This is a genomic window from Methylobacterium sp. Leaf108 (assembly GCF_001423265.1).
In the GTDB taxonomy this organism is placed as follows: Bacteria; Pseudomonadota; Alphaproteobacteria; order Rhizobiales; family Beijerinckiaceae; genus Methylobacterium.
In genome coordinates this window covers 1-24,625 of record NZ_LMND01000003.1, presented here as the reverse complement: position 1 = coordinate 24,625, position 24,625 = coordinate 1, and the positions used below count along the sequence as shown (strand labels likewise).

22 protein-coding genes, 1 tRNA gene and 2 pseudogenes are annotated in these 24,625 nt (G+C 70.3%); 12 read left to right on the top strand and 13 right to left on the bottom strand.

The window, feature by feature from the left end; all coding sequences use genetic code 11:
• Positions 1–142: 142 nt before the first annotated feature.
• The 4 genes from ASF39_RS04505 to ASF39_RS04490 all read right to left on the bottom strand — a co-directional run bounded on the left by ASF39_RS04505 (position 143) and on the right by ASF39_RS04490 (position 4,883).
• Positions 143–2,041, bottom strand: coding sequence for a cysteine desulfurase (locus tag ASF39_RS04505; RefSeq protein ID WP_056281398.1), 1,899 nt, complete (start codon positions 2,039–2,041; stop codon positions 143–145).
• Positions 2,028–3,419 carry a family 2B encapsulin nanocompartment shell protein gene (locus ASF39_RS22515; protein ID WP_056281396.1) on the bottom strand — a complete coding sequence of 464 codons (1,392 nt, stop codon included), beginning with the start codon at positions 3,417–3,419 and terminating at the stop codon, positions 2,028–2,030. The genes ASF39_RS04505 and ASF39_RS22515 overlap by 14 nt, the downstream gene beginning before the upstream one ends.
• A gap of 374 nt (positions 3,420–3,793) precedes the next feature.
• Positions 3,794–4,555: a serine O-acetyltransferase gene (gene cysE / locus ASF39_RS04495; protein WP_244472271.1), complete on the bottom strand. Its 762-nt coding sequence runs from the start codon at positions 4,553–4,555 to the stop codon at positions 3,794–3,796.
• 136 nt (positions 4,556–4,691) lie between these two features.
• Entirely contained in the window at positions 4,692–4,883 is a 192-nt protein-coding gene (locus ASF39_RS04490) for a hypothetical protein (protein WP_055880358.1), read from the bottom strand.
• A 266-nt stretch (positions 4,884–5,149) separates the two neighbouring features.
• Between ASF39_RS04490 and ASF39_RS04485 the strand changes: the two genes are divergently transcribed.
• From ASF39_RS04485 to ASF39_RS04475, 3 genes are read left to right on the top strand one after another with little or no spacing between them, the layout of a single operon-like run.
• On the top strand, positions 5,150–5,629 hold the full coding sequence (locus ASF39_RS04485) for a TIGR01244 family sulfur transferase (protein ID WP_056281392.1): 480 nt from the start codon (positions 5,150–5,152) through the stop codon (positions 5,627–5,629).
• Complete coding sequence (locus tag ASF39_RS04480; protein WP_348271509.1) at positions 5,626–6,051, top strand: YeeE/YedE family protein; 426 nt, start codon at positions 5,626–5,628, stop codon at positions 6,049–6,051. Before ASF39_RS04485 ends, ASF39_RS04480 begins: the two co-directional genes overlap by 4 nt.
• Positions 6,048–6,485: a YeeE/YedE family protein gene (locus ASF39_RS04475; RefSeq protein ID WP_056281389.1), complete on the top strand. Its 438-nt coding sequence runs from the start codon at positions 6,048–6,050 to the stop codon at positions 6,483–6,485. The genes ASF39_RS04480 and ASF39_RS04475 overlap by 4 nt, the downstream gene beginning before the upstream one ends.
• A gap of 34 nt (positions 6,486–6,519) precedes the next feature.
• Here the strand turns inward: ASF39_RS04475 and deoA are convergent, their stop codons facing one another.
• The 4 genes from deoA to ASF39_RS04455 are packed head-to-tail and all read right to left on the bottom strand — an operon-like array spanning position 6,520 to position 9,801.
• Positions 6,520–7,830, bottom strand: a complete 1,311-nt coding sequence (gene deoA / locus ASF39_RS04470) for a thymidine phosphorylase (RefSeq protein ID WP_056281388.1) — start codon at positions 7,828–7,830, stop codon at positions 6,520–6,522.
• On the bottom strand, positions 7,827–8,531 hold the full coding sequence (gene deoC / locus ASF39_RS04465) for a deoxyribose-phosphate aldolase (RefSeq protein WP_056409661.1): 705 nt from the start codon (positions 8,529–8,531) through the stop codon (positions 7,827–7,829). The genes deoA and deoC overlap by 4 nt, the downstream gene beginning before the upstream one ends.
• Positions 8,532–8,569: 38 nt before the next feature.
• Positions 8,570–9,394, bottom strand: a complete 825-nt coding sequence (locus ASF39_RS04460) for a purine-nucleoside phosphorylase (RefSeq protein WP_280137189.1) — start codon at positions 9,392–9,394, stop codon at positions 8,570–8,572.
• Positions 9,391–9,801: a cytidine deaminase gene (locus ASF39_RS04455; RefSeq protein ID WP_056281487.1), complete on the bottom strand. Its 411-nt coding sequence runs from the start codon at positions 9,799–9,801 to the stop codon at positions 9,391–9,393. Before ASF39_RS04455 ends, ASF39_RS04460 begins: the two co-directional genes overlap by 4 nt.
• Positions 9,802–9,949: 148 nt before the next feature.
• Here ASF39_RS04455 and ASF39_RS04450 point away from each other — a divergent pair, with 148 nt between their 5' ends.
• Positions 9,950–10,171 carry a DUF2093 domain-containing protein gene (locus ASF39_RS04450; RefSeq protein WP_055880341.1) on the top strand — a complete coding sequence of 74 codons (222 nt, stop codon included), beginning with the start codon at positions 9,950–9,952 and terminating at the stop codon, positions 10,169–10,171.
• A gap of 225 nt (positions 10,172–10,396) precedes the next feature.
• Here the strand turns inward: ASF39_RS04450 and lpxK are convergent, their stop codons facing one another.
• From lpxK to ASF39_RS04435, 3 genes are read right to left on the bottom strand one after another with little or no spacing between them, the layout of a single operon-like run.
• The gene (gene lpxK / locus ASF39_RS04445) at positions 10,397–11,380 is read right to left on the bottom strand and encodes a tetraacyldisaccharide 4'-kinase (protein ID WP_056281377.1); all 984 of its coding nucleotides are present in this window, start codon (positions 11,378–11,380) and stop codon (positions 10,397–10,399) included.
• Between the two features lie 16 nt (positions 11,381–11,396).
• Entirely contained in the window at positions 11,397–12,701 is a 1,305-nt protein-coding gene (locus ASF39_RS04440) for a 3-deoxy-D-manno-octulosonic acid transferase (protein ID WP_056281486.1), read from the bottom strand.
• Positions 12,702–12,733: 32 nt separating this feature from the next.
• Positions 12,734–13,456, bottom strand: coding sequence for a lysophospholipid acyltransferase family protein (locus ASF39_RS04435; RefSeq protein ID WP_055880335.1), 723 nt, complete (start codon positions 13,454–13,456; stop codon positions 12,734–12,736).
• Between the two features lie 530 nt (positions 13,457–13,986).
• On the opposite strand from ASF39_RS04435, the gene ASF39_RS04430 reads away from it, so the two are divergent.
• The 7 genes from ASF39_RS04430 to ASF39_RS04400 all read left to right on the top strand — a co-directional run bounded on the left by ASF39_RS04430 (position 13,987) and on the right by ASF39_RS04400 (position 22,007).
• Complete coding sequence (locus tag ASF39_RS04430; RefSeq protein WP_082494358.1) at positions 13,987–15,150, top strand: tetratricopeptide repeat protein; 1,164 nt, start codon at positions 13,987–13,989, stop codon at positions 15,148–15,150.
• A 182-nt stretch (positions 15,151–15,332) separates the two neighbouring features.
• Entirely contained in the window at positions 15,333–16,232 is a 900-nt protein-coding gene (locus ASF39_RS04425; protein WP_056281374.1) for a metallophosphoesterase, read from the top strand.
• A gap of 216 nt (positions 16,233–16,448) precedes the next feature.
• Complete coding sequence (locus tag ASF39_RS04420) at positions 16,449–16,925, top strand: MarR family transcriptional regulator (RefSeq protein WP_055880326.1); 477 nt, start codon at positions 16,449–16,451, stop codon at positions 16,923–16,925.
• A 322-nt stretch (positions 16,926–17,247) separates the two neighbouring features.
• A complete protein-coding gene (locus ASF39_RS04415) occupies positions 17,248–17,703 on the top strand; it encodes an NUDIX hydrolase (protein WP_056281373.1) in 456 nt (151 codons plus the stop codon).
• A 140-nt stretch (positions 17,704–17,843) separates the two neighbouring features.
• Positions 17,844–17,918 (top strand) — tRNA-Thr (locus ASF39_RS04410).
• 224 nt (positions 17,919–18,142) lie between these two features.
• A complete protein-coding gene (locus ASF39_RS04405; protein WP_056281370.1) occupies positions 18,143–18,523 on the top strand; it encodes a hypothetical protein in 381 nt (126 codons plus the stop codon).
• Positions 18,524–18,902: 379 nt separating this feature from the next.
• Positions 18,903–22,007 carry an alkaline phosphatase gene (locus tag ASF39_RS04400; RefSeq protein WP_244472266.1) on the top strand — a complete coding sequence of 1,035 codons (3,105 nt, stop codon included), beginning with the start codon at positions 18,903–18,905 and terminating at the stop codon, positions 22,005–22,007.
• Between the two features lie 464 nt (positions 22,008–22,471).
• On the opposite strand, the pseudogene ASF39_RS04395 reads toward ASF39_RS04400, so the two are convergent.
• Positions 22,472–22,876: pseudogene (locus tag ASF39_RS04395) on the bottom strand (transposase); the annotation flags it as partial.
• Between the two features lie 155 nt (positions 22,877–23,031).
• On the opposite strand from ASF39_RS04395, the gene ASF39_RS20220 reads away from it, so the two are divergent.
• A protein-coding gene (locus ASF39_RS20220) for an IS630 family transposase (RefSeq protein ID WP_244472265.1) occupies positions 23,032–24,125 on the top strand; the annotation gives its coding sequence in 2 pieces (ribosomal slippage) (positions 23,032–23,578 and positions 23,578–24,125; 1,095 coding nt in all).
• Positions 24,126–24,154: 29 nt separating this feature from the next.
• Here ASF39_RS20220 and ASF39_RS04380 read toward each other — a convergent pair.
• Positions 24,155–24,540: pseudogene (locus ASF39_RS04380) on the bottom strand (transposase); the annotation flags it as partial.
• Between the last annotated feature and the right edge of the window lie 85 nt (positions 24,541–24,625).

The following is a 24,625-nucleotide window of genomic DNA, read 5'->3' as shown; positions in this document are numbered from 1 at the left end:
AAAGTTTGCCTCAAGGGCGGCGCTAGAATACTGATTAACAAGCAGAATTTCGCCTCATCGGTTCAACCTGCCGGGGACGCCACCTCCAGACAATCGGCACGGCCGTGGCGGGAGACGGGTGGACCCGTCTCCCGCGGTCCGCCTATCGCCGCGCCAAGGCGTGCAGGCCTTTGAGGAAGACGTCCACGTCCTCGCGGGTGTTGTAGAAGGCGAGCGAGGCGCGCACCGACTGGTCGACGCCGAAGCGGCGCAGGGCCGGCAGGGCGCAATGATGCCCTGAGCGTACCGCGATGCCGCGGGCGTCGAGGTGCTTGGCCACCGCCTCGTTGTCGTGGCCGGCCACCGTGAAGGACATCACGCTGGCCTTCCGGCGGGCGGTGCCGATGAGGCGCACGCCCCGCACCTCGGCGAGGCCGGCCTGCGCATACTCCAGGAGGTCGTGCTCGTAGGCCGCGATGCCGGGCAGGCCCACGCCCTCGAGGTAGTCGAGGGCGGCGCCTAACCCCACCGCGCCGGCGATGTCGGGCGTGCCGGCCTCGAACTTTTCGGGCGCGCCCTTGTAGACGGTTTTCGCGAAGGTGACGTCCTCGATCATGTGGCCGCCGCCCTGCCACGGCGGCATCGCCGCGAGCAGGTGCGTCTTGCCGTAGAGCGCCCCGATGCCGGTGGGCCCGAACACCTTGTGGCCGGAGAACACCAGGAAGTCGGCGTCGAGGGCCTGCACGTCGAGGGGAATGTGCGGCGAGGATTGGGCCGCGTCCACCAGCACCGGCACCCCGTAGGCGTGGGACAGCGCGATGATCTCGGCCACCGGGTTGATGGTGCCGAGCGCGTTGGCGACATGGGTCACCGACACGATCCTGGTGCGGCCCGAGAGCAGGGCGGCGAACCGCTCGAAGACGATCTCGCCCCGGTCGTTGACCGGGATCACCCGCAGGGTGGCGCCGGTGGCCTGGGTCAGGAGCTGCCAGGGCACGATGTTGGCGTGGTGCTCGATCTGGCTGACGATGATCTCGTCGCCCGGACCGATGTTGGCGCGGCCGTAGGAATTGGCCACGAGGTTGATCGCCTCGGTGGTGCCGCGCAGGAAGACGATGTCGTCCTTGCTCGGCGCGTTGAGGAAGCGCCGCACCGTCTCGCGCGCCCCCTCGAACAGGTCGGTGGAGCGCGCCGCCAGGGTGTGGGCGGCCCGGTGGATGTTCGAGTTGTGGCGGCCGTAGAACTCGGACGTGGCGTCGATGACGCTCCGGGGCTTGTGCGTGGTGGCGGCGTTGTCGAGCCAGACCAGCGGATGGCCGTTGATGGTCTGGTGCAGGGCCGGAAAGTCCTTTCGAACCGTCTCGACGTCGAAGGCGGCGGCCGGCGGGGCCGAGGCCGGCGCGTGGACGTGGGTCGGCGTCCCGCCGGCCCGCGAGCCGCGATGTTCGTCGAGCAGAGGCTCGTCGATCTGGTGCGAGGCGGCCGGCCGCGGCGCGGTGCGGCTCGTCTCGGACGTGAGGAAGTAATAGTCGCCCGGATACTCCACCGTGCGCACGTGCCGGGACGAGGGCCGGCCCCCGTCGTGGCGGGCCGGCTCGGTCGCCGGTCCGGCCCCCTGGGGGTGGACCGAGGGAAGGGCGAAGGCGCCGGCGAGCGCGTCCGCGAAGGCGGTGGCGCGCGGGTGGTCGCCCGCGATCCGGCGGTGCAGGTCGGGGCCGCCGGGCAGGCCGGCCGCTGCCTCGGACAGGCTCGGCACGAAGAACTCCGGCAGCGGCCGAAGAGCCTGCGGCTCGGCCAGGGGATGCACCGAGGGGATCGTCGCCGTGTCGGGCGGCGGGGTGTGCGTGATGCCGGGCACGCCCACGGGGGGCGTGCCGAAGGACCGCGAGCCCACGCCCGCCTCCCGGCTCACGCCCGGCGCCTGCGCTGGCGTGAACGGAGCGCTCGGCCCATGGCCCCGGCCGTAGATCTCGTTGGCCAGCCGGGCCACGAGATCCGCATGGGAAGTCTGGCCGGAAAATCCCGGCGCGGCGTGGAGGAACCCGGTCTCAGGCGTAGTCATGGTAGTTGCCCAGGAGCACGTTATCGAGGCGCGCGATGGCGTCCTCCACCAGCACGGCGGCCGAGAAGTAGCGGGTCACAAGGTGCGAGGCGATGGAGTGGTCGTTGGTGCCCATGTAGCGCACCGACAGGCCGGGCTCGACCTCGCCGGTGACGCCGGACTTCTGCAGGCCGACCACGCCCTGCTCGTGCTCGCCGACGCGCAGGAGCAGGATCGAGGTGGTCTGGGCGCCGGTGACCGGGTCGATGTCGATGGGCAGCTTGTCGCTCGGCACGATCGGGACGCCGCGCCAGGTGAGGAAGGGCGAACCGAACAGGTGGATCACCACCGGCGGCACGCCGCGGCGGGTGGCCTCGCGGCCGAAGGCGGCGATGGCGCGCGGATGCGCCACGAAGAAGGCCGGCTTCTTCCACACCAGGGTAAGCAGTTCGTCGAGGTCGTCCGGGGTGGGCGGGCCGCCGCGGGTGGGGATGCGCTGGCGCGGGCCGACCTCGTGGAGCAGGCCGAACTCGGAGTTGTTGAACAGCTCCCACTCCTCGCGCTCCTTGACCGCATCCACCGTGAGGCGGATCTGCTCGCGCAGCTGGTCGATCTCGTTGGAGTAGAGGTCGGTGACGCGGGTGTGCGTGTGCAGGATCGTCTGGATGGTGGAGAGGTGGTACTCGCGCGGGTCGATCTCGTAATCGACGTAGGTGGTGGGCAGGCGCGGCTCGCCGGTATGGACGGCCAGGAGCTCGATGCCCTGCTCCCCGTGGGAGTTGGTGTGGCCCTTCAGCCGGTCGCGCTCCTCCTGGTACTGGGTGATGCGCGAGCGGATGGCCTCGTCGTCGATGGCGGCGCGGTCGAGGGTCAACAGCGTCACCGCCGAGAGCGCCTTGACCGCCGGCGCCGGGGCGTTCTCGCCCACGAGGTCGTCGTCGCCGAAGTAGTCGCCGCGGGTGGCCAGGCCCTGGCGCAGGCGGTTCTTGAACGGACCCGACAGGCTGAGCTCGACGGTGCCGTCGGCCACCACCGCGAGGCTGCGGCCGGTGGAGCCCTCCTCGGCGATGACGTCGCCGGCCTTGTGGTGGCTGAGGGTGAACGTCTGGGCCAGCGTCGCGAGCTCGGCGTCGCCGAGCCGGCTGAACAGCGGCACGGCGCGCAGCGAGGCCGAGCGGATCGTGCGCTCCTCGCCCTCGTTGACCAGCGTCAGGCGGCCGGGCTTGGCCAGCACCACCGCGCGGCGGTTCACGCGGTAGACGCCGCCGGGCACGTCCACGAAGGGCAGGAGCCGGTGGAACCAGCGCGGGGTGGTGGCGGCGTTCTGGACCGCGGTGACGGTCGCCGTCGCTAGGTTGCGCGCCGCAGAGGCGCTTACGCTCAGACCCGGTCCACTCATCGTCTCAAGCTTCCTTTTTATCGTCGGGGGTCGTGATCGGGAGGGCTGGTGACGGGCGGTTGCCATCCCGTCGGGCTATGGCCGCAAGCAAACGCACCGCCCGAACCTTGTCGGGCAGGGAAAAATCACCCCGATTCGTGTGATGTCGACTGTCTAACGCAAGCATAAATTGCGTCGACGCTCCGTATTTAGTCTGTAATTTTCGCAGTCGTCAATGGAATTAAATTCTATATTGACATAAATTCTCAGAACAGACTTGTCGGATCCGGAGGTAGACTGCGGGAACGGTCTTTCCGCGCCGCAATCGGGAGAGATTTATCCTCGAGAACGCCGCTGCAGTGGAAGCGAACGAGAAAAGCCTCTCGCGGAGGCGGTCAGATCCCGTCTGCGAAAAACTGGTCCATGCTGAGGGCGGGCGCCTCGCCGGTCCCGAGACGGGAGACGACGCGGGCCGGGACGCCGGCCACGGTGGTGTGGGCGGGCACGTCGTGCAGCACCACCGCGGCGGCGGCGACCTTGGCGCCCTCGCCGACCCGGATGTTGCCGAGCACCTTGGCGCCGACGCTGAGCAGCACCCCGCGCTCGATCTTGGGGTGGCGGTCGCCGCTCTCCTTGCCGTTGCCGCCCAACGTCACCGACTGCAGGATCGAGACATCGTCGGCGATCACCGTGGTCTCGCCGATGACGACCCCGGTGGCGTGGTCGATGAACACGCCCGAGCCGATCCGGGCGGCGGGGTGGATGTCGGCCCCGAACACCTCCGAGATCCGGCTCTGGACGTGGAGGCTCAAGGTGGCGCGGCCCTGGTGCCAGAGCCAGTGGGCGACCCGGTAGCCCTCCAGCGCCGCCAGGCCCTTGTAGAACAGGAACGGGTCGAGGTAGCGCCGGCAGGTAGGATCGCGCTCGCGGATGGCGACGAGGTCGCGCACCGCGTGCGCCCCGGCGTGCGGGTCGGCCTCGAACGCCGAGAGGCAGAGGTCGCGCATCGCCAGGCGCGCGAGGTCGCCGTCGCCCAGGCGATGGGCGAGGCGATAGGCGAAGGCGTGCGCGATCGACCGCTGGTCGAGGATCGTCGCCTGGATGATGCCCGCGTAGAGCGGTTCCTCGATGATGGCGGCCTCGGCCTCCGCCCGCATCTCCCGCCAGACGTCGGCCTCGGTGGTGCTGTGGCTGATGCTGCGCAGAGGCGGCTTGAGGCCGTCGAGGGTGCCGGCCGCCGTCACGGGCGGCCGCTCCTGGAGGTGTGATGACGCTGTCATGCGGGCCGCGCCGTCAGGCGACGCGCGTGAACAGGGCGGCGATGTAGCTGACGAGGACGCCGTAGCCGTCGAAGGCCACGTCCACCGCCAGCGGCCCGTCGGTCGCGGGGTGGATTCCCACGACGCGACCCGTGGCGTGCCGCCAGATGCCGAGGGCTTCCGCGACGTCGAGCCGTGCGAACACCACCTGATCCCCTGGTGCCATGGCCTAACCCTCCTGCCGATGCTGCTATTCTTGACAATCGCGTCTGTTCTGGTGGTCGAACGGTCAGGCCCGCCGCGGTCGGTGAGGCCGCGGATGGAGGTTTCTGCGACGATCCCATTTCATGGACGATTCTTGCTCCGTGGGGCTGGATTGGCGGTTCAAAATTCTATAAGTCATTGATTTACAATGCATATTTGACGATCTATCAGCGAAACACAAGTGGGCGGCGTCGCGTTCGCCCGCCGCAACGACGAAGAGGACAGCCCATGCCGCTCACGCGCGTCACCCCCAAGCTCCTGGTGTCGGGGCAGCCGAGTCTGGCCGAGATCGCCGATCTGCCCGCCCACGGCGTCGCCGGCCTCCTCAACAACCGGCCCGACGGGGAGGAGCCAGGCCAGCCGGGCGCGGCGGCCGAGCGCGCGGCGGCCGAGGCGGCCGGGCTCGCCTACGCCGACCTGCCGGTGACGGGCGACACCATCACCCGCGACGACGTGCGCCGCTTCCGCGAGACGGTCGCGGCCGCCCCCGGGCCGGTCCTCGCCCATTGCCGCGGCGGCACCCGCTCGCTCACCCTGCACGTCCTGGGAGAAGTTCTGGACGGGCGGATGCGGCGCGAGGACGTGCTCGCCTACGGCGCCGGCCTCGGCTTCGATCTCACGGGCGCCCTCGCCTGGCTGCGCCGGCACGCGCCGGACCGGACCGGAGACGCCGGCACCGGGGACGCCGACACCGGAGAGACCCCGTGACCGACATCCTAAGCCCGCTGCTCCCCTCGCTCGCGGGGGGGCTCCTCATCGGGCTGTCGGCCGCGATGCTGCTGCTCCTCAACGGCCGCATCGCCGGCATCAGCGGCCTCGTGGCCGGTCTCGGCAGGGACCGGGGCGAGCGCCGCCTGACCGATCTGGCCTTCGTGCTCGGGCTCCTGTCGGGCCCGCCGCTGTTCGCGGTGGCCACGGGGGCCTGGCCGGTGATGCGGATCGAGGCGTCGTGGCCGCTGCTCGCCGTCGCCGGCCTCCTCGTCGGCTTCGGCAGCCGCCTCGGCTCGGGCTGCACCAGCGGGCACGGGGTCGCCGGTCTGGCGCGGCTCTCGCCCCGCTCCCTCGTCGCGGTGGCGACCTTCCTGGCGAGCGGCATGGCCACCGTCACCCTCATGAGGCTCGCCGCATGAGCCCGGCCCGCCTCCTGTCCGCCCTGGCCGCCGGCCTCGTCTTCGGCTTCGGGCTGTCGCTCTCAGGGATGCTCGACCCGGTGCGCGTGCGCGGCTTTCTCGACGTCGGCGGCGCCTGGGACCCGAGCCTGATGGCCGTCCTCGGGGGCGCCGTCACCGTCTCGGCCCTCGGCACCCTGATCCAGCGCCGCCTCGCCCGGCCGGCCTTCGACGCCCGCTTCGAGATCCCCGCCGGCCGCCGGATCGACCCGCCCCTGGTGATCGGCTCGGCCCTGTTCGGCATCGGCTGGGGGCTGGCCGGCCTCTGCCCCGGCCCGGCGGTGGCCGCGCTGTCCTCCGGCGCCGTGCCGGTGCTGGTGTTCGTGGGGGCGATGGCGGTGGGGATGGGGGTGCATGCCCGGGTCGCCGGACGCAGGGCGACAGGCGCATCGTGAGGGGGGGCGATCCCGGTCCGCGCGATCCGACCGATCACCCGATCCGTTCGATCACGGCCGGCCTCGGTTCACGCCCCTGCGCCCCGATCCGATAGGCCGCCCGCACCGCCGCTTCGGCTTCGTCCGCAGCCGCCTCGCTCGCCGCATGGACGATGCCGAGCGGGCGGTCGGGGCCGACCGGGTCGCCGGGGCGGGGGAGGTTCGTGAGGCCGACGGCCGGGTCGATGCCGTCCTGCGGCCGGGTCCGGCCACCGCCCAGCGCGATGACGGCGAGGCCGAGCGCCCGGGTCGCCACGCCGGCGACGTGGCCCTGTTCCGTTGGCAGGACCGTTCGGACGACGGGCGCCCGCGGCAGGTGACGGTCGGGGCGCTCCACGAGGTCGGCGGGGCCGCCGAGCGCGCGAACCATCCGCGAAAAAGCCTCGGCGGCGCGGCCGTCGGCCAGGGTCGCCTCCAGCCGTCGGGTCGCCTGCGCGACATCCCCGGCGAGGCCGCCCAGCACCAGCATCTCGGCCGCCAGCGCCAGGGTCACCGCGTGGAAGGCCGGCTCGCGGCGGCGGCCGGTGAGGTAGTCGATCGCATAGGCCACCTCCACGGCGTTGCCGGCGGCGCTGGCCAGCGGCGCGTCCATGTCGGTGACGAGGGCGACGGTGTTCAGCCCCGCCCCCTTGGCCACCGTGACGATGCTGGTGGCGAGCGCGCGCGCCTCGTCGAGACTCGTCATGAAGGCGCCCGAGCCGGTCTTCACGTCCATCACCAGGCCGTCGAGCCCGGCGGCGAGCTTCTTCGACAGGATCGAGGCGGTGATGAGATCGAGCGATTCCACCGTGCCGGTGACGTCGCGGATGGCGTAGAGGCGCCGGTCGGCCGGGGCGAGGTCGGCGGTCTGGCCGATGATGGCGCAGCCGGCCTCCCGCACCACCTGGCGGAAGCGGGTGAGGTCGGGCGCCACGTCGTAGCCGGGGATGCTCGCGAGCTTGTCCAGCGTGCCGCCGGTGTGGCCGAGGCCGCGGCCCGAGATCATCGGCACGTAGCCGCCGCAGGCCGCCACCATCGGTGCCAGCACGAGGCTGACGGTGTCGCCGACGCCACCGCTCGAATGCTTGTCGAGGGCGGGGCCGGGCAGGTCCCAGGCCAGCACCGTGCCCGACTCGGTCATCGCCCGGGTCAGTGCCACCCGCTCGTCCAGGGACAGCCCGCGAAAGAACACCGCCATGGCGAAGGCCGCCGCCTGGCCTTCCGTGACGCGCCCGTCGGTGAGCCCGGCGATGAAGCCGGCGATCTCGGCGGGCGCGAGGTCGTGGCCGTCGCGCTTGTGCCGGATGATCTCCTGGGGGAGTCTCATCGCGTCTCTCCGAGGGCGGCGGCCAGCGCCCCGTGCAGCTGGCTCGCGCCGAAGCGGAAGGTCGCCGGGCTCGCCCATTCCGCCCCCATCGCCGCGTCGGCCAGGGCGAGGTAGGGGGCGGCGTCGGCGATGGTGCGTACCCCGCCCGAGATCTTGAGGCCGGCCGGGCGCGGCCCGGCATGGGCGCGGATGGCCGCGAGCATGATGCGGGCGGCCTCCGGCGTCGCCGAGACCGGGCTCTTGCCGGTGGAAGTCTTGAGCATGTCGGCACCTTCTTCCAGGGCGAGGCGGCTCGCCCCGGCGATGGCCTCGGGCGTCGTCAGCTCCCCGGTCTCCAGGATCACCTTGAGCAGGGCCCCGCCGCAGGCCGCCCGTACCGCGGCGACCATCGCGCGGACCGGGTCGGCGCGCCCCTCCAGATGGGCGCGGTAGGGCAGGACGAGGTCGATCTCATGGGCGCCGTCCGACAGCGCCGCGCGGGTGTCGGCCACGGCACTCGCGACGTCCTCGCCGCCGCCCGGAAAGTTGATCACCGTGGCGACGCGCACGCCGCTCGTCCCCAGGTGCCCGCGGGCCTCCGTGACGAAGCGCGGCCAGACGCAGACCGCCGCCACCCTGCTGTCGCGCGCCGTGGCGCAGAGGGCCGCCACGGCGGCGGCGGTGCAGCCCTCCGAAAGGTCGGTGAGGTCGAGGAGCGGCATGGCGCGCCGGGCGAAGGCGGCGTCTAAGGGCAAACGTGTCACGGCAGTCTCGCGACGAAGGCCTCGACGAGGCGGGCAAGGTCGGCGGCCGCGGCGCTGGCCGCCGCCTTGGTCTCGGCATGGTCGGGGTCGCCCCCCTCGATCCCGGCGGCGAGGTTGGTGACCACCGAGACCGCGGCCACCGGCAGACGGTAGAACCGGGCGAGGATGACCTCGGGCACCGTCGACATCCCGACGAGGTCGGCCCCCATGCGCCCGGCCATGCGCACCTCCGCCGGGGTCTCGAAGCTCGGGCCGGAGAACCAGGCGTAGACGCCCTCAAACAGCGGGACGGCGCAGGCTTCGGCGGCGGCGTGGAGATGCCCGCGCAAGGCCGCGTCGTAGGCCCCGACCATGCCGACGAAGCGGGCGTCGCTCGCCTCGCCCACGAGGGGGTTGAGCCCCGACAGGTTGATGTGGTCGGTGAGGGCGACGAGGCTGCCGGGGCCGGCCTGAGGCATCAGAGAGCCGGCGGCGTTGGTCAGCAGCAGGGCACCCGCCCCGAGCGCGCGAGCGAGGCCGACGGGCACCCGCATCGCGGCGGCGTGCCCGCGCTCGTAGGCATGGGCCCGGCCCTCGAACACCAGCACCGGCCGGCCCGCGAGAAGGCCGCTGTGCAGGCTCCCGCCGTGGCCGCTGACGCCGGGGGCCGGAAACCCCGGGATCTCCGCGTAGGGCAGGGCACGGGCCTCCCCGAGGCCGCCGACCAGGGCGCCGAGCCCGGTGCCGGTGACGATCGCGCAGGCGTAGGGGCCGGCGAATCCCTGCCGCATCAGGTGGTCGCGGGCCGCCGCCACGGCGACATCGGGCGAGGGGGCCGTCACGCCAGGTTGTCCGGCCCGAACGAGGCGGGCAACAGGTCGTCGAGGATGAAGCTGCGCCGGATTCCCTCCGGCCCGGCCACGTGGATCGGAGCGGACGGCTCGGCGAACTCGCGGATGCGCTGACGGCAGGCGCCGCAGGGCGTCACCAGGGCCGGGCCGTCGCCGAGCACCAGGATCGCGCGGATGCGCCGCCCGCCGCCCGCCACCATCGCGGCGATGGCCCCGGCCTCGGCGCAGGTGCCCACCGGATAGGCCGCGTTCTCGACGTTGCAGCCGGCATGGACCCGGCCGGCTTCGTCGACGAGGGCGGCCCCGACCCGGAAGGTCGAATAGGGGGCATGCGCCCGCTCCCGCGCCAGGCGGGCGGCGGCGAACAGCGCGTCGAGGGGCGGGGCGGGCTCGCTCATCAAGGCGGAAGCGTCGGGCGGAAAGGCGGGCATCGCCGATCATTGGCACCAAGGCTTCGCGCCTGTCGAGGCCGGCCGCGTCGACAAGCGCCGGCCGCACTCCTAAGACACGTCATCACGGCGAGGACGGACGAAGGACGCAAGAGCGATGCTGGGGCGATACGATCGGAGCGGATCCGGCGAGGCGGTGGTGGAATACGGCGACGGCACCATGCGGGTGATCAAGCCCGGCACCTTCGTGCGCTGCGCGGTGACCGGAACCGCCATCCCCCTCGACGACCTGCGCTACTGGAGCGTCGACCGCCAGGAGGCCTATGCCACGCCGGAGGCGGTGATGGAGCGGCTGGCCGGGAGTGCGAAGGCGGGGTGAACGGGGTCGCGCGTCGGCGATGCGGCCAGGAGCAGTCTCCTCATTCTCATGAGGTGCGGCGGAGAGCCCGAAGAATCCCTCGCCGATGGCGACAGTATGTTTCCCGTGAAACACCGACGGGCCGGCCGGTTCCATGACGAAACCGGTCCTGTCCTCCGACACCCGACACCCGGTCGACGGCTCGGTTAGGCTGGAAGGGGACGTCCGCACCGACCGGAGTGACCATCAAAGGCTCGGGAGCCGCCGCAGCAGCCCGGCCACCGCCGCCTCGTCGGCGAAGCGCAGGGTCACCGGCAGCGCCTCGATCCGATCCGCGAAGGCCGGCGGCACCCGAACCAGGTCCTTCTGCGTGGTGATCAGCCCGGCCCCGAGGCGCTGCGCCTCGGCGGCGAGGGCGGCGAGGTCGCCGGCGCGGTAGGGGTGGTGGTCGGGAAAGCCGCGCGTCCCGACGACCTCGGCGCCGGCCTCGCGCAGGGTCGCGAAGAATTTGTCCGGCCGGCCGATGCCGGCGAAGGCGAGGAGCCGGCGCCCGGCCAGCGGCGGTCCGGACCGGTCCGGCACCAGCCGTGCGCGGAACACCGGCAGGCCGCGCGCGCTCGCCATGGCGGCGACGCGCTCGCCGGGTTCGCCCGTTCCCACCAGCACCACGGCGTCGACGTGGGGCCATTGCCGGGCCAGGGGCACCCGCAGGGGGCCGGCGGGGAAGGGCAGGCCGTTGCCGATGCCCGCACCCGCATCCACCACCGCCAGCGACAGGGTCTTGGTCAGGCTCGGGTTCTGCAGCCCGTCGTCCATCACCACCGCCGTGGCGCCCCGGTCGCGGCAGAGGCGCGCGCCGGCCGGCCGGTCGCGGGACACCACCGTCGTGGCGGCCCAGGCGAGCAGCAAGGCCTCGTCGCCCACCGCCGCGGCATCGTGGCGAGCGGCGTCCACCGCCACGGGGCCGGCGAGCCGGCCGCCGTAGCCGCGGGTGAGGAAGGCCGGCCGGGCGCCGCGATCGCGCAGGAGGGCGGCGACGGCGAGCGCCGTCGGCGTCTTGCCGGCCCCCCCGAGGGTGAGGTTGCCGATGCAGACCACCGGGCAGGGGCCGGGCTCGCCGGGCCGGTCCATGCGGGCCGCGGTGAAGCGGCCGTAGAGCCGGCCCAGGGGGGCCAGGAGCCGGGCGGCCGGATGGCGGGAGGAGGCGTCCCAGAAGGCCGGGGGCCGCATCAGGACCCGCTCACCCTCACGGCCGGGCCATGGCCGAGAGGGTCATCTGCGCGATGAACGGCTCGATCACCGCCAGGGTCCGGTCGAGGGCACCCTCGAACGGCAGCAGGGCGGCCCCTCCCGCCGCGGCCATCGCCCGCAGCCGGCGCGGATCCGGCAGGAGGTCAGCGACGGCCGCGGCGAGATCGCGCTCGTCGGCCACCGCCAGGGCGCCCCCGGCCGCGTCGAGGGCGCGGTAGACCTGTGTGAAGTTCTCGACGTGCGGCCCGTGCAGCACGGCCGCCTTGAGGCGGGTCGGCTCGATCGGGTTCTGGCCGCCGTGGGGTACCAGCGAACCGCCGAGGAACACCAGCGGGCACAGGCGATAGAACAGCCCGAGTTCGCCCAGCGTATCGGCGACGTAGAGGTCGATCGCCCCGTGCGGCCAGCCGCCCTGCGCCCGGCGGGCGGTGCGCAGGCCGAGGCCGGCGACCTCGCTCGCGATCTCGGCGCCGCGATGGGGGTGGCGCGGCACCAGGACGGTGAGCAGGTCCGGCAGCCGGTCCTTGAGCGCGAGGTGGGCGCGGGCGACCATGGCGTCCTCGCCCGGATGGGTGCTGGCCGCAGCCCAGACCGGCCGGCCGCCGACGACGCTGCGCAGGTGCGCCAGATGCGCCTCGTCCACGGCGGGAACGGCGGAATCGTACTTGAGGTTGCCGGTGACGCTCACCCGCGGCGCCCCGAGCCGCGCGAACCGCTCCGCGTCCTCCTGCGTCTGGGCGAGGCAGACGGCGATGCGCGACAACAGCGCCTCGGCGGTGCGCGGCGTGCGCCCCCACCCCTTGAACGACCGCTCCGACATCCGGCCGTTGACGAGGAGCAGCGGCACCCCGCGGGCGTGCAGCGCCACGATGGTGCTGGGCCAGATCTCGGATTCGGCCACCAGGGCGAGGTCGGGCCGCCAGTGGTCGAGGAAGCGGCCGATCCAGCGCGGCGCGTCCAACGGCACGTATTGGTGGAAGGCGGCCGGCGGCAGCCGGGCGCCGATCAGTTCGGCGGCGCTGCGGGTGCCCGTGGTCACCAGCACCGAGAAGCCGCGTGCGATCATGCCGTCGACGAGGCCGACGAGGGACAGCGCCTCGCCGATGCTGGCCCCGTGCATCCAGCACAGGCGCCCCCGTGGCCTGACCCGCCCGGGCACGCCCCGGCGCTCGGGCAGGCGGGCGGTGTCCTCCTTGCCGCGCCGGGCCCGGAACGCCAGCAGGCCCGACAGGGCGGGCTCGGCCAGGGTGAGGCCGGTGCGGTAGGCCGTGATGCTCAACGGCAGGGGTGGCGCCTTCATCAGGGCCTGCGCCTTCTGGAGAGCCGGTGCCGTCATGGCGGATTCCCGACGCGGTCGTGGCGCCCGACCAGGGTGTAGGCGCGGTCGTGGACCCGGTTCATCTCGGCCTCCACCGCCAGGCGGATCGCCTCGAACGCTTCCGGTTCGATCTCGCGCGGCACCTCGAAGGCGCGGCCGAACACCATGGCGCCGCGCCCGAACGGCAGGCCGAAGCAGGCCCGGTCCCAGCTGCGCAGGCGCAGGTGGCGGCTCGTCACCACCGCCACCGGCACGATCGGGCGGCCCGAGAAGCGGGCCAGGGTCAGGATGCCGGCGTCGCAGCGCCGCGACACCTTCGGCACGTCGGCGCTGAAGGCGACGCTCTCGCCGTCCTTGAGGGCGCGCAGCATGGCGCGCAGGCCCTCGGCCCCGCCCTTGGCGCGCACGTCGCGCACGGCGCGGCCGCGGGCACCCGAGGCGCGGATCACCCGCACCCCCATCCGGGTCAGGGCGATGGTGTTGACGTTCCCGTCCGCCGAGCGGGAGATGATGGTGGCGATGCGGTCGTGCGGCCGGCGCATGAACGAGATCATCGTGTGCTGGCCGTGCCACATGCCCGCGATGAAGGGCGAGAGCCCGTCGAGCCAGGGGTCGGGGCCGGCGGGCTCGACCACGAAGCGGTTGGTGCGGCGCACGAGGCGCAGGTAGCGCTCGGCCAGGACTCCGAGGACGGTCTGCACCGCCGGCGCGCGGCCGATGCGCTTGACCAGGCTCATGCCGCGGAACGGGCGGAATCGAAACGGGCGGGTCGGGACCAAGCGGTCGGTGTCATGTCTCGCTCCCCCGGGATGCGCCGCGCGCGGAGCGTCTCCCGGTGCCGGCGGATGCGCTCCGCTGGCACGGCGGCAGACGCGGAAAGGCCGGGCTGTCTAGCTCCGATCCCTCCCGGGGCGCAACCGCGTCCCGGCACGCACGGTCTTCCCGACCGGGTCCGCAAAACCGCTTCCGTAAACGGATCGGTGGTCCTAAGGAGGTTTCGCGAAAGCGGCCACCGGTTTTGCGTCACAACCCGGTGATACGGTTTCCGCTCGAATCGAGCGTGAACCGTATCGCCGAGCCCGCGCGGCGCCTGAGCGAAGCCCATGTCCGCATCACGACGTGATCAACCCGAAATGGTGTGACACACCAAGGACCTGGGCAGGGTGAAGCGTTGGCCCGCCGACGCGAACCCGCTTCGGACGCCGGTGCAACCGTGTTCCAGCCGGCCGTCGGGGCCGGCGTGGGCGAACCGTGAGAGAACGCCGGCATGCGTGTTTGGTCTGGACGGGTCGGCCTCGCGCTGGCGCTCGGGTTGACGGCGGGCTCGGCCTCGACGGCGGGCTCGGCCCTGGCGGCGGGCAAGCCCCGCGACGCCTGCTTCAGCGACGACGGCACGCCCGAACAGACCATCGCCGGCTGCAACCTCGTCCTCGGCCAGCGCAAGCGCGAGACGACGACGAGCGTCGCGCATGCCTTCTACAATCGCGGTCTCGCCTACAGGAAAAAGGAAGACTACGACCGCGCCATCGCCGATTTCAACGAGGCCATCGCGGTCGATCCCAGCGACGCGGACTTCTTCCGTAGCCGCGGGTCGACCTACGACGACATGGAACGCTACGATGCCGCGATCGAGGACTACGATCGGTCCATCAAGCTCGATCAGACCGTGGGCGACAGCTTCGTCAACCGCGGGATCGCCTACGGCAACAAGGGCGATTCCGAGCGGGCGATCAAGGACTTCGACGAGGCGATCCGCCTCGATCCCAAGCGCGGGCTGACCTACTACAGCCGCGCCCTCGCCTACGAGAAGACCGGCGCCGCCGACAAGGCGCTCGCCGACGTCGAGACGGCGTTCCGCCTGGAGCCGGAGGACGAGGACGTCCAGGCCGTGCGCAAGCGGCTGCGCTCCGTGGTCGCCGCGCGTCCCGCCCCGGCGGTCGCCGCGAGCCCGGCCGCACCGGCCACCGGGGCGGCCACCTACGCCGAGTTCGACGCGCAGCAGGCGGCGACCGCGGCGATCTGGTCGAGGCTGCCGTTCGGCGCCCGCCGGGCGATGTTCGTCACCCGCAAGGCCAACAGCTTCGGCGACTACGAGGCGCGGCCCTCGAGCGTGTTCGCGCCGGGGGAGAAGCTCCTGACCTACCTCGAGCCGATCGGCTACGCCTTCACTCCCGTGGGTGCGGACACCTACCGGTTCGGCGTCACCGTCGACGTCGAGATCGTCTCGGCGTCGGGTGAGATCCTGGGCGGCCAGAAGGCCATCCTGAAGCAGGATTTCACCAGCCATTTCAAGAACCAGGAGTTCTTCCTCAACAGCACCATGAGCCTCGACGGCGCGCCCGCCGGCGCCTACGTGCTCGCCTACACCCTGCGCGAGGACGGCGGCGACCGCACGGTCCGCGTCGAGCAGCCCTTCACGATCGGCCAGTGACGGCCGGCAACCGAGGGCCGGCAAGTGACGGCCGGCGAGTGACGGGAAGCGGGTGACCGGCCGCGCTTGACGCGACGGCGGGTTGCCGCGAAGGCGGGGCCTCGACGTGCCGTCATGCCGGTCCGGCATGACGCTGTCGGAAAGACCCGACCCCGCGTTTCCGCATCATGCCCTAGGTCGCGATGTTCCGTCTCGCCCATCTCACCGACCCGCACGTGGGGCCTTTGCCGCGACCCCGCCTGCGCCAGCTCCTGAGCAAGCGCGCCACCGGCTACGTCAACTGGCGTCGCGGGCGGGGCCAGGGCCACGACATGGACGTGCTCGCCGCCCTGGTGGCCGACCTGCACGCCCAGGGGCAGGACCACATCGCCTGCACCGGCGACCTGTGCAACATCGGCCTTCCCAGCGAATGGGCGACCTCGCGCGTCTTCCTCGAGGCCCTGGGCCCGCCCGGGGCGGTGAGCTTCGTGCCGGGCAACCACGACGCCTACGTGCGCGGCTCCCTCGAGGGGCTGCTCGGGGCCTGCGGCGACTGGGCCACCGGCGACGGCGAGGCCCGCGCCGGGTTCCCCTACCTGCGCCGGCGCGGGCCGGTCGCCCTCGTCGGGCTGTCCTCGGCGATCCCCACGAAACCCTTCGTCGCCAGCGGCCGGCTCGGGGCGGCGCAGATCGCCGCGGCCGAGGCGGTGCTGACGGCGCTCGCCGCCGAGGCCGAGCCGCCGTGCCGGGTGGTGATGATCCACCATCCGCCCCATCCCGGCGGCGCCAGGCCCGGGCGCGAGCTCACCGATGCGGCCGCCTTCACGGCGATGATCGGGCGGGCGGGCGCCGAGATGATCCTGCACGGGCACAACCACGTCGGCAGCCTCGCCGTCGTCGCCGGGCCTGGCGGACGGCGGGTGCCGGTGGTGGGGGCGCCCTCCGCCTCAGCCGGCGTCAACGCCCGCCACCACCGGGCGAGCTATCGCCTCTACGCCATCGCCCGGGACGGCGACGGCTTCTCCATCGCCGCCAGCGAGCGTGGCCTCACGCCGGAGGGCGCCATCGCCGACCTCGGGCCGGTGCCCCTGACCCTGCCGTAGGCGCGACGCCGTGGACGCCGGCGGCCGTGGCGGCGCAAAGGCCCTATACGCTGGGACAAGTGTTCGGCACTATGTCTCTGCCCAGTCGGGACGATTTCGCAATGTGCCGGGCCCAACCGAACGCATCGTGCAGGTTTTTCCCCTCCGGGCCGGTGAGGATGTCGCCACCACGGCCGGTCGGGGTCATAAGGGGCGTCGGTGTCGAGGACGGATGGCATGACCTGTACGGTAGATGCGCCGAGGGAGGAGAAGGCGACCCTCGTCGATCCCCTGCTGTTGGACAACCAGCTCTGCTACGCGCTCTATGCCGCCGCCCACCGCATGACCAAGAGCTATCGCCCGATGCTGGAGCGGATGGGCCTGACCTATCCGCAGTATCTCGTCCTGCTCGTGCTGTGGGAGACCGACGGCGTCACCGTTTCCGAGATCGGACGCCGGCTGCGCCTCGATTCCGGGACGCTGACGCCGGTGCTCAAGCGCCTGGAGACCGCGGGCTTCGTCACCCGCAGCCGGCGCCTGACCGACGAGCGCGAGGTCGAGATCACCCTCACCGCCCGCGGGCGCGGCCTGCGGGCGGAGGCGGGAGCGGTGCGCAAGGCCGTGATGTGCCAGCTCAACCTCTCCGAGCCCGAGGTGCAGGCGCTGCGGGCCGATCTCAACGCCCTCATCGAGAACCTCAGCGCGGCGGACTGACGGCCCCGCGCCCGGTCGGCCCCGGTGCGACGACGGCGCCGGGCGCCGCATCGGCCGGAACCTCGGCCGCGGATCATGCGTTGCCGGCTAAGCGACGCTGGTCAAGCCGGTCGGTTGTCGTCTATTCCTCGATGGCCGTCCGCCGCCTCCGTCCTCCATCATCATGAGACACCCGCATCGTGCCTGCCACTGATCGCGGACGCCCCGTCCGGGCGTCCGTCGCACCCGACCGAGCGTGCGGGACCGGACCGATCCGGCGCGCACCGGCCACGCCGTTCGTGTCGCGCGGTGAACGGGGCCGCGATCCCGGCGTTGCCCCATCATGACGACCTACGCCGATGTGGAGCGCGAGACCCGGAACCAGGTCGGCGCGCTGCCGTTCCAGCGCCTGCCCGAACGGGGGCTGTGCGTGCTGCTCATCACCTCGCGGGAAAGCCGGCGCTGGGTGATCCCGAAGGGCTGGCCGATGAAGGGCCGCAAGCCCTACGACGCCGCCGCCCGCGAGGCCTACGAGGAGGCCGGGCTGATCGGCCAGGTCGGGAAGCGCCCGCTCGGGTTCTACCTCTACGAGAAGCGCCTCAAGAACCGCGACGCGGTGCTGTGCCAGGTCAAGGTCTTCCCCCTCGAGGTGCGCAAGCAGCTGAAATCGTGGCCCGAGCAGGACCAGCGCGAGGATCGCTGGTTCACCCCCGCCGAGGCCGCCGAGGCGGTGGCCGAGGCGGGTCTGGCCGCGATCATCCGCTCGGCCTTCAAGGGCGAGACGCGCAAGAAGGGATAAACCGACCGGCATCGCGTCCCCCCGCACGGGCCGGCGGGACAATCGGCGAGACCGGGGCGTCGCGGCGATTGCCAAGCCCGGTGTGATCCGCTAATGCCCAACCCGTTCGGGAAGGACGCCTCGCGCCACCCGGTTCGGACGCTGCTGTAGCTCAGTGGTAGAGCACCTCATTGGTAATGAGGAGGTCGACAGTTCAATCCTGTCCAGCAGCACCATATTCACTCAACTTATCAGTAGGTTAAGGCGTTTCTGGCCCTGCGGGGGTAGTTCGCGTTTTAGCGTGGGCAGCACACGGGCAGCACATTTCGGAAACTCGCATCGCCGCTAACTGCGTCAGCCTGCCGCGGCCTTTAATAGATCATCTCGCTCAATCCGCGCGGTTATGGCCGATTAACGACCAGCACTTATCCAGATCGGCACACCTCAGCCTACGGATCTGATGCCAGCATCACCCGCCTTCCATATCAAGCCAGACACCCCACAGGCATGGCGCAGTGCCTTCCTCGGGATGAAACCGGGTGTAGTCCCTTGCCCCGGTATGACGCCCGCGAAGTGGCAAGCTGTTCATGCCGCGGCCCTCGATTTCCTCGACAAGCATGCGGACGCTGCAGCGGCGCTTGGCTGGACGACGGAACAGCTCTTCGGGGTTGACCCATCGCACGGCGTGATCCGTGTCGATTTCTGCGGTGCCATGGTGCTCAGTGGCGAGATTGTCTCGAAGGTCGAGGCCAACGCCATCGCCTTCGAGAAAGGGACCTACCGCCGCGACAACCCTGGCCGGCCGGATGGCGCCGTGGCCATCTGGGCGTTCAAGGGCTGATCAGGCCCGCGCCGTCGGCAGTTCGGCCACCTGTGTCGTGCAGCGCGGGATGTGCATTTCGAACTTCGTCATCCACGTCCGCTTTGCCGCGCGCCCGCGACGACGCTGCCGCGAACATCAATGTCATAGATCAGCGGGGACAAATAAAGTAGTGTTATAATGTTATATGGCTAGGATCATGGCATGTGTCGGTCACGAAGACGTCAGCGCTTCTTTACCTTCATCTGGATGTCGCAAAGCGCGCGTTACACCATTGCGCCGTCGTCGGCTTAGTGTAGCCCCAGACGCCGACTGAGCACGTATTCCACAAATCGTCCTTCAACGTCTTGCGCCGTGTCCCTGCATGGGGCCGGACGCCTGGAACAGGAAACGCGCCGCCATGGCCAGCACTGCCGGTCCCGTCAAGAATGTCATCGTCATGATCGCCGACGGTGCCGGCTTTAACACGCTGGAGGCGACGCGGCTCTACCTCCAGGGCCTCGCGGACGGCGACCCAAGGGCCGGTGCGGCCGGCAAGGTCCTGATCGCCGACGGAGCCGCCTTCACGGCGACCGCACAGTCGGTGTTCCCGCTGGATACCCGCACCACCCCGATCCCCGGTGCGACCGGCACGCAGCAGAACCTGGACGTTGTTTACGATCCGGCCAAGAACTACGATTTCAGGCCGGTGGCCGGCTCCGACACTGTCACCAACGGTGGCGTCTCGATCGCCTACCCGAAGGGCTTTGCCGGTTACGAGTGGAACCGGGCGACCTATCCGGACTCGGGCAACACCGCGTCCTCGATCGCGACCGGTGAGAAGACCTATAACAACGCCATCGACGTTGACGGCTCCGGCGAATCGCTCTTTTCGATCGCCGAACTCGCCAAGCAGCAGGGTAAGGCCACGGGCGTGGTCACCACGGTTCAGTTCAGCGACGCGACGCCGTCGGCCACCGGCGGCGCCCACAACATCGCCCGTTCGAACGCCAATCAGATCGCTTTCGAGATGTTCAGCGCCGGCACCCTCGACGTGATCGCGGGGACCGGTAATCCAGATTACGACGACAACGGCCGCCTCAGCGCCAACCCGAACTACACCTGGATCGGTGCCGACCAGTGGAACGCGCTCAAGGCCGACACCTTTCGGTCGACCGATGGCGAGAGCTGGCAGCTGCTGCAGGATCGCGCCTCGATCCAGGCCGCGGCCACCGGCACGCCGACCACCGAGCGCCTGGCAATGATCACCCAGGCCTTCACGTCCAGCAACTTCAACCGATCTGGTGCCGCCGCCCCGAACACAACCGAGATCCCGTTCAGCGTTGGCCGGCTTGAGACGTCACCGACCCTGTCGGAACTGTCCCTGGCCGCGCTCAACAAGTTGAACCAGGATCCGGACGGGCTCTACCTCTCGATCGAGGGCGGCGCCGTCGATAGGGCGATGCATGCCAACAACCTCGGCCGGATGATCGAGGAGTACATCGACTTTAACAACGCAGTGAAGTCGGTGGTGGACTACATCAATTCTGACGAGAGCCAGGCGACCTTCGAGGACACGCTTCTCATCGTCACCGCCGATCACGACCATCTTCTGTTCGGCCCCGACGGCGCCACGGTACCGTTCCAGGCGGTACAGCCCGATGCCAACGGCGACGGCGTACCGGAAGGGCTGTTCTTCAGCGGCAACCACTCGAACCAGGTGATCCCGCTCTATACCGCTGGTGCTGGATCGAGCCAGATCCTCTCACTGGCCGACCAGATCGATACCGCGGTAACGGCGCAGGGTCAGACCGTGGGATCCGGTCGTGCCTTCACCGACGAGGCCGAACTCGGCGACTATCTCCTCGACCAGGTTCGTCTGGGCGTGACGGCGGTGACGGCAGGCAACGACACCTACATTGGCACCGACGCCGCCGACACCTATGCCGGCCTCGGCGGCAACGACTTCATCGACGGACGCGGGGCGAACGACACCCTCGACGGCGGGGCTGGCAACGACACCCTCTCGGGCGGCCTCGGGAACGACCGAATCACCGGCGGCGTCGGCACGGATACGGCGTTCCTGAACGTGACGACCGACGGCGCCGACAGTGTCGATCTCGGCGACGGTGCCGATACGGTCCGGGTCTCGGCGGCGACGGCCGGGCAGGTCCGACTGAGCTTCACCTCGTCTCAAGTCGGCAACGGCGCGGCCATCGACAGCAACTCGATGGCTAACCAGGACGGCGGTCTCGCCGTGCGCTTGCAGGCTGAGGATGCAGCCGACGCGCTCACCGGACCGGTGAGCCGCTTCGACGACGAGGGCATCACTTTCACCGCGACCACCGACGGACTGACCTTCGACGTCCGCGACCTCGTGGCTGGCACTCAGCGCGGCGACCAGTTCCAGGTCGTCGCCCTCGGCACGTCCGGTGCCGACACGCTGACCGCGGTCCAGGGCACCCGATCCTATTACTTCAATGCGGGGATGGGGAACGACAGCGTCACGGGCGGCACCGCCAACGACTTCCTCGTCGGCGGCGGCGGTGACGATGTGCTGACAGGCGGCGCAGGCAACGACACATTCATCGGCGGCGCCGGAAACGATCGGTTCGCCGGCGGTACTGGCATCGACAAAGCGATCTTTACGTTCGCCCTCGGCGCAGCGGCGGTGGGACTGGGCGCGGACGGTTCCGTCACGATCTCAGGGCCAGAGGGCGCAGATACGTTCCGCGGGATCGAACAGTTCCAGTTCGCGGACCGGACCATCGACAACGCGGACGACAACCGACTCGTCGACGACCTTTTCTACCTCGCCGCTAACCCCGACGTCTTTGCCGCCGGGCTCGATGCCGACGCCCACTACGCGCAATACGGCTTCGTGGAAGGCCGCGATCCCAACGCCTTCTTCTCGACAGACGGCTACCTCGCGGCCAACAGCGACGTAGCGGCGGCGGGCCTCAACCCGCTCGCCCATTACCAGACCTACGGCTTCAAGGAGGGGCGCGATCCGGGCGCGAGCTTCGACACTCAGCGCTACCTGGCGGTCAATTCGGACGTGGCCGCGGCCGGCCTTAACCCGCTGGCGCATTACCTTGAGTACGGCCAGGGTGAGGGCCGGACGGTCTACGAGGCGGTGGGACGCACGGCCGATCTCGCCCGGGCGGGCTTCGACGCCGAGTACTATCTCCTCGCCAACGGCGACGTCGCCGACGCCGCCCTCGGCACGGCCGACGTCTTCGCCTTCGCCCGGAACCACTACCAAACCTCCGGTATCGCCGAGGGCCGCGACCCCAACGCCGTATTCGACACCGACGGCTACCTGACGACCTACACCGACGTGGCTGCGGCCGGTCTCAATCCCCTGACCCATTACGAGCAGTTTGGATGGCGCGAGGGCCTACGGCGACGTGGCCGCCGCGCAGATCAACCCGATGCAGCACTACCTCCAGTACGGGATCGCCGAGGGCCGCCTCGCCTTCGCCGACGGCTCCTTYGGSRGCGGCACCATCGGCTGAAGCAATAACGAAAGCTCGCGCTGCCTGAATGGATGCGCGAGCCGCAGTAGTACTTCGAAGCCGCGAGGGCGCCCCCCGCGGCTTTTTGGTTTTCGGCTACGAAAGCTTACGTTTGATCTGACGCTCACACAGGTTGCTGATCTGGAAGAACGGATCGCCAATCTTAATCTGAGCGCCTTGGCCTCGGACGGCATGTTCCAGAGCATTAGGAACTGTGGCGGCTCATCGGCACGCTCATCGATCACAAGATTCAGGCAGAGCGGTGGGTCAGCACACCGTCGCTTTTGTCGGAGTTCGTGCTCACCTGAGGGCACGGACGGGAGACGTTCGTCCCGACTCTGTCCGTCCGCATCATGCCGGCAGGACTTGGGCGTAGTGGCGGCCCTTCTGTCAGCGCCGGCGGGACGGTCATCAACGCCCTTGGAACCGATACTCAGGCCCTGACACAGCTTAGAGTTCGTCCGGTGAGTTATTATGGTCGGCCGAGCCTTCGGACGAGAATCATGACGGCGGCGGCGTAGAGGAAGGCCTGAGCTGACGCGAGGGTCGCTTCCAGGTCCTTCCAGAGGCGGCGGTTACGGCTGATCCAACCAAAGAAGCGCTCGACCACCCTCCGACGCGGATGCACGGCGAAGCCGACCTGATCCTTGGGTTTGAGCACGATGTCGACGGTGATGATCGCGGCGGTCGCAGGTCTCTCGCAGGCATAGCCAGCATCGGCAAAGGCCTTGGCGATGAACGGGAAATTCCGCCGCGACAGGCGTAGCACCGGTCCGGCTTCATTGCGATCCTGGATGTTGGCAGGCTGCGGATTGAGAACGAGCGCACGTCCGTCCGTATCGACTAAGGCCTGACGCTTGCGGCCTTTAACTTTCTTATACCAAGTCTCGTTGAGCAGGACTCACGCGGGGTAGCGTCAGTATCTCGGTCGTGATTCCTTCCTTGGGTTTGGAGCCTGAGGAGGATGCGATGGCTGCTCCGGTGCCGCTGCGATCAGACTTCGATGCCGAGGCCTTGCGCGGTCTGGCCNTGATTCCTTCCTTGGGTTTGGAGCCTGAGGAGGATGCGATGGCTGCTCCGGTGCCGCTGCGATCAGACTTCGATGCCGAGGCCTTGCGCGGTCTGGCCAAGGGTTCGCGTGATCCGGCGCAGACCCGCCTCCTGTTGGCGCTGTCGGTGATCGCCGCGGGTGGTCTGCGCTCGAAGGCGGCCGAGATCGGCGGGGTCGGGCTGCAGACGGTGCGCGACTGGGTCGTGGCCTTCAACGCCGATGGACCGGACGGGCTGATAGACGGCAAGGCCCCCGGAGCCCGTCCGCGCCTGAACGCCGACCAGCGCGATGTCATCAAGGCGCTGGATGACCACGGACCGACGCCGGCCGCACACGGTGTGGTGCGTTGGCGGTTGTGCGATCTGGCCCAGATCCTGTCCGAGGATCACGGCGTGTCGGTCTCCGAGCAGACCTTGAGCCGAGTTTTACGGGCCATGGGCTACCGCAAGCTCTCAGCCCGCCCGCGCCATCACGCCCAGGATCCGGACGCCACGGCTGTTTTTAAAAAGACTTCTCCGACCGTCTGGCGGACGTCGCGCAGGCTGTCGGCGGCAAGCCGGTAGAAGTCTGGTTCTGCAACGAGGCCCGTGTCGGCCAGAAGAACACCCTGACCCGACGCTGGGCCAAGCGCGGAACGCGACCCTCGGCCCCCAAGGACCAGCGCACGGCCTCGGCCTACATCTTCGGGGCGATCTGCCCGGCCAGAGGCGTGGGCGCGGGCCTGATCATGCCCCGTTGCACCACGTCGGCCATGGCCCGCCACCTCGAAGAGATTTCGGCGACCTTGGCTTCTGGCGCCCACGCCGTCCTCCTGCTCGATCAAGCCGGCTGGCACACCACCAGGAAGCTGCCAATTCCCGACAACATCACCCTGTTGCCCCTGCCGGCGCGCTCACCCGAACTCAACCCGGTCGAGAACCTCTGGCAGTTCCTTCGCGACAACTGGCTCGGAAACCGGATCTTCCAATCCTACGACGACATCCTCGATCACTGCTGCGACGCCTGGAACAAGCTCGTCGCCCAACCCTGGCGCATCATGTCCATCGGACTGCGCCGATGGGCCCATGGGTGCTGATCAATGAGAGTTGGTATTACCGCATCCTAGCCACGCGGCCCACCGCTCTCGATGGTCTTGACGCTCTGGCTATCGAGCACCGTGGCCGTCGGCGAATCCTCCCGCCCGACCCGCTCGTGGTCGGCCATGACGATGTCATGGTTGATCCAGGCAAACAGGCCCGCGTCCCGCCAGCGAGCGAAGTAGCCGAACGTGGTCGAGCACGGCGGCAGGGCCTTCGGGATCAGCCGCCACGCAATGCCGCCGCCCAGCACGTAGAAGATAGCGTTCAGGATCTCCCGCGTTTCCAGATAGAAGGTCAGCTACCCGGCGCCGGTTCCGGCATCAAGGGCGCGATCACCGCCCACTCCACATCTGTCAGATTGGTTTCATAGCGCAGCCCCGCACGGCTATGATGCCGGCTAGAGGCTGTTATGAACCTCCCGCCAGTTGAGCGGCCTGTTTGAGCATGAGGCAGACGAAGGCGACGATGTGGAGGTCTGCGAGTGTGCTGGGATAGC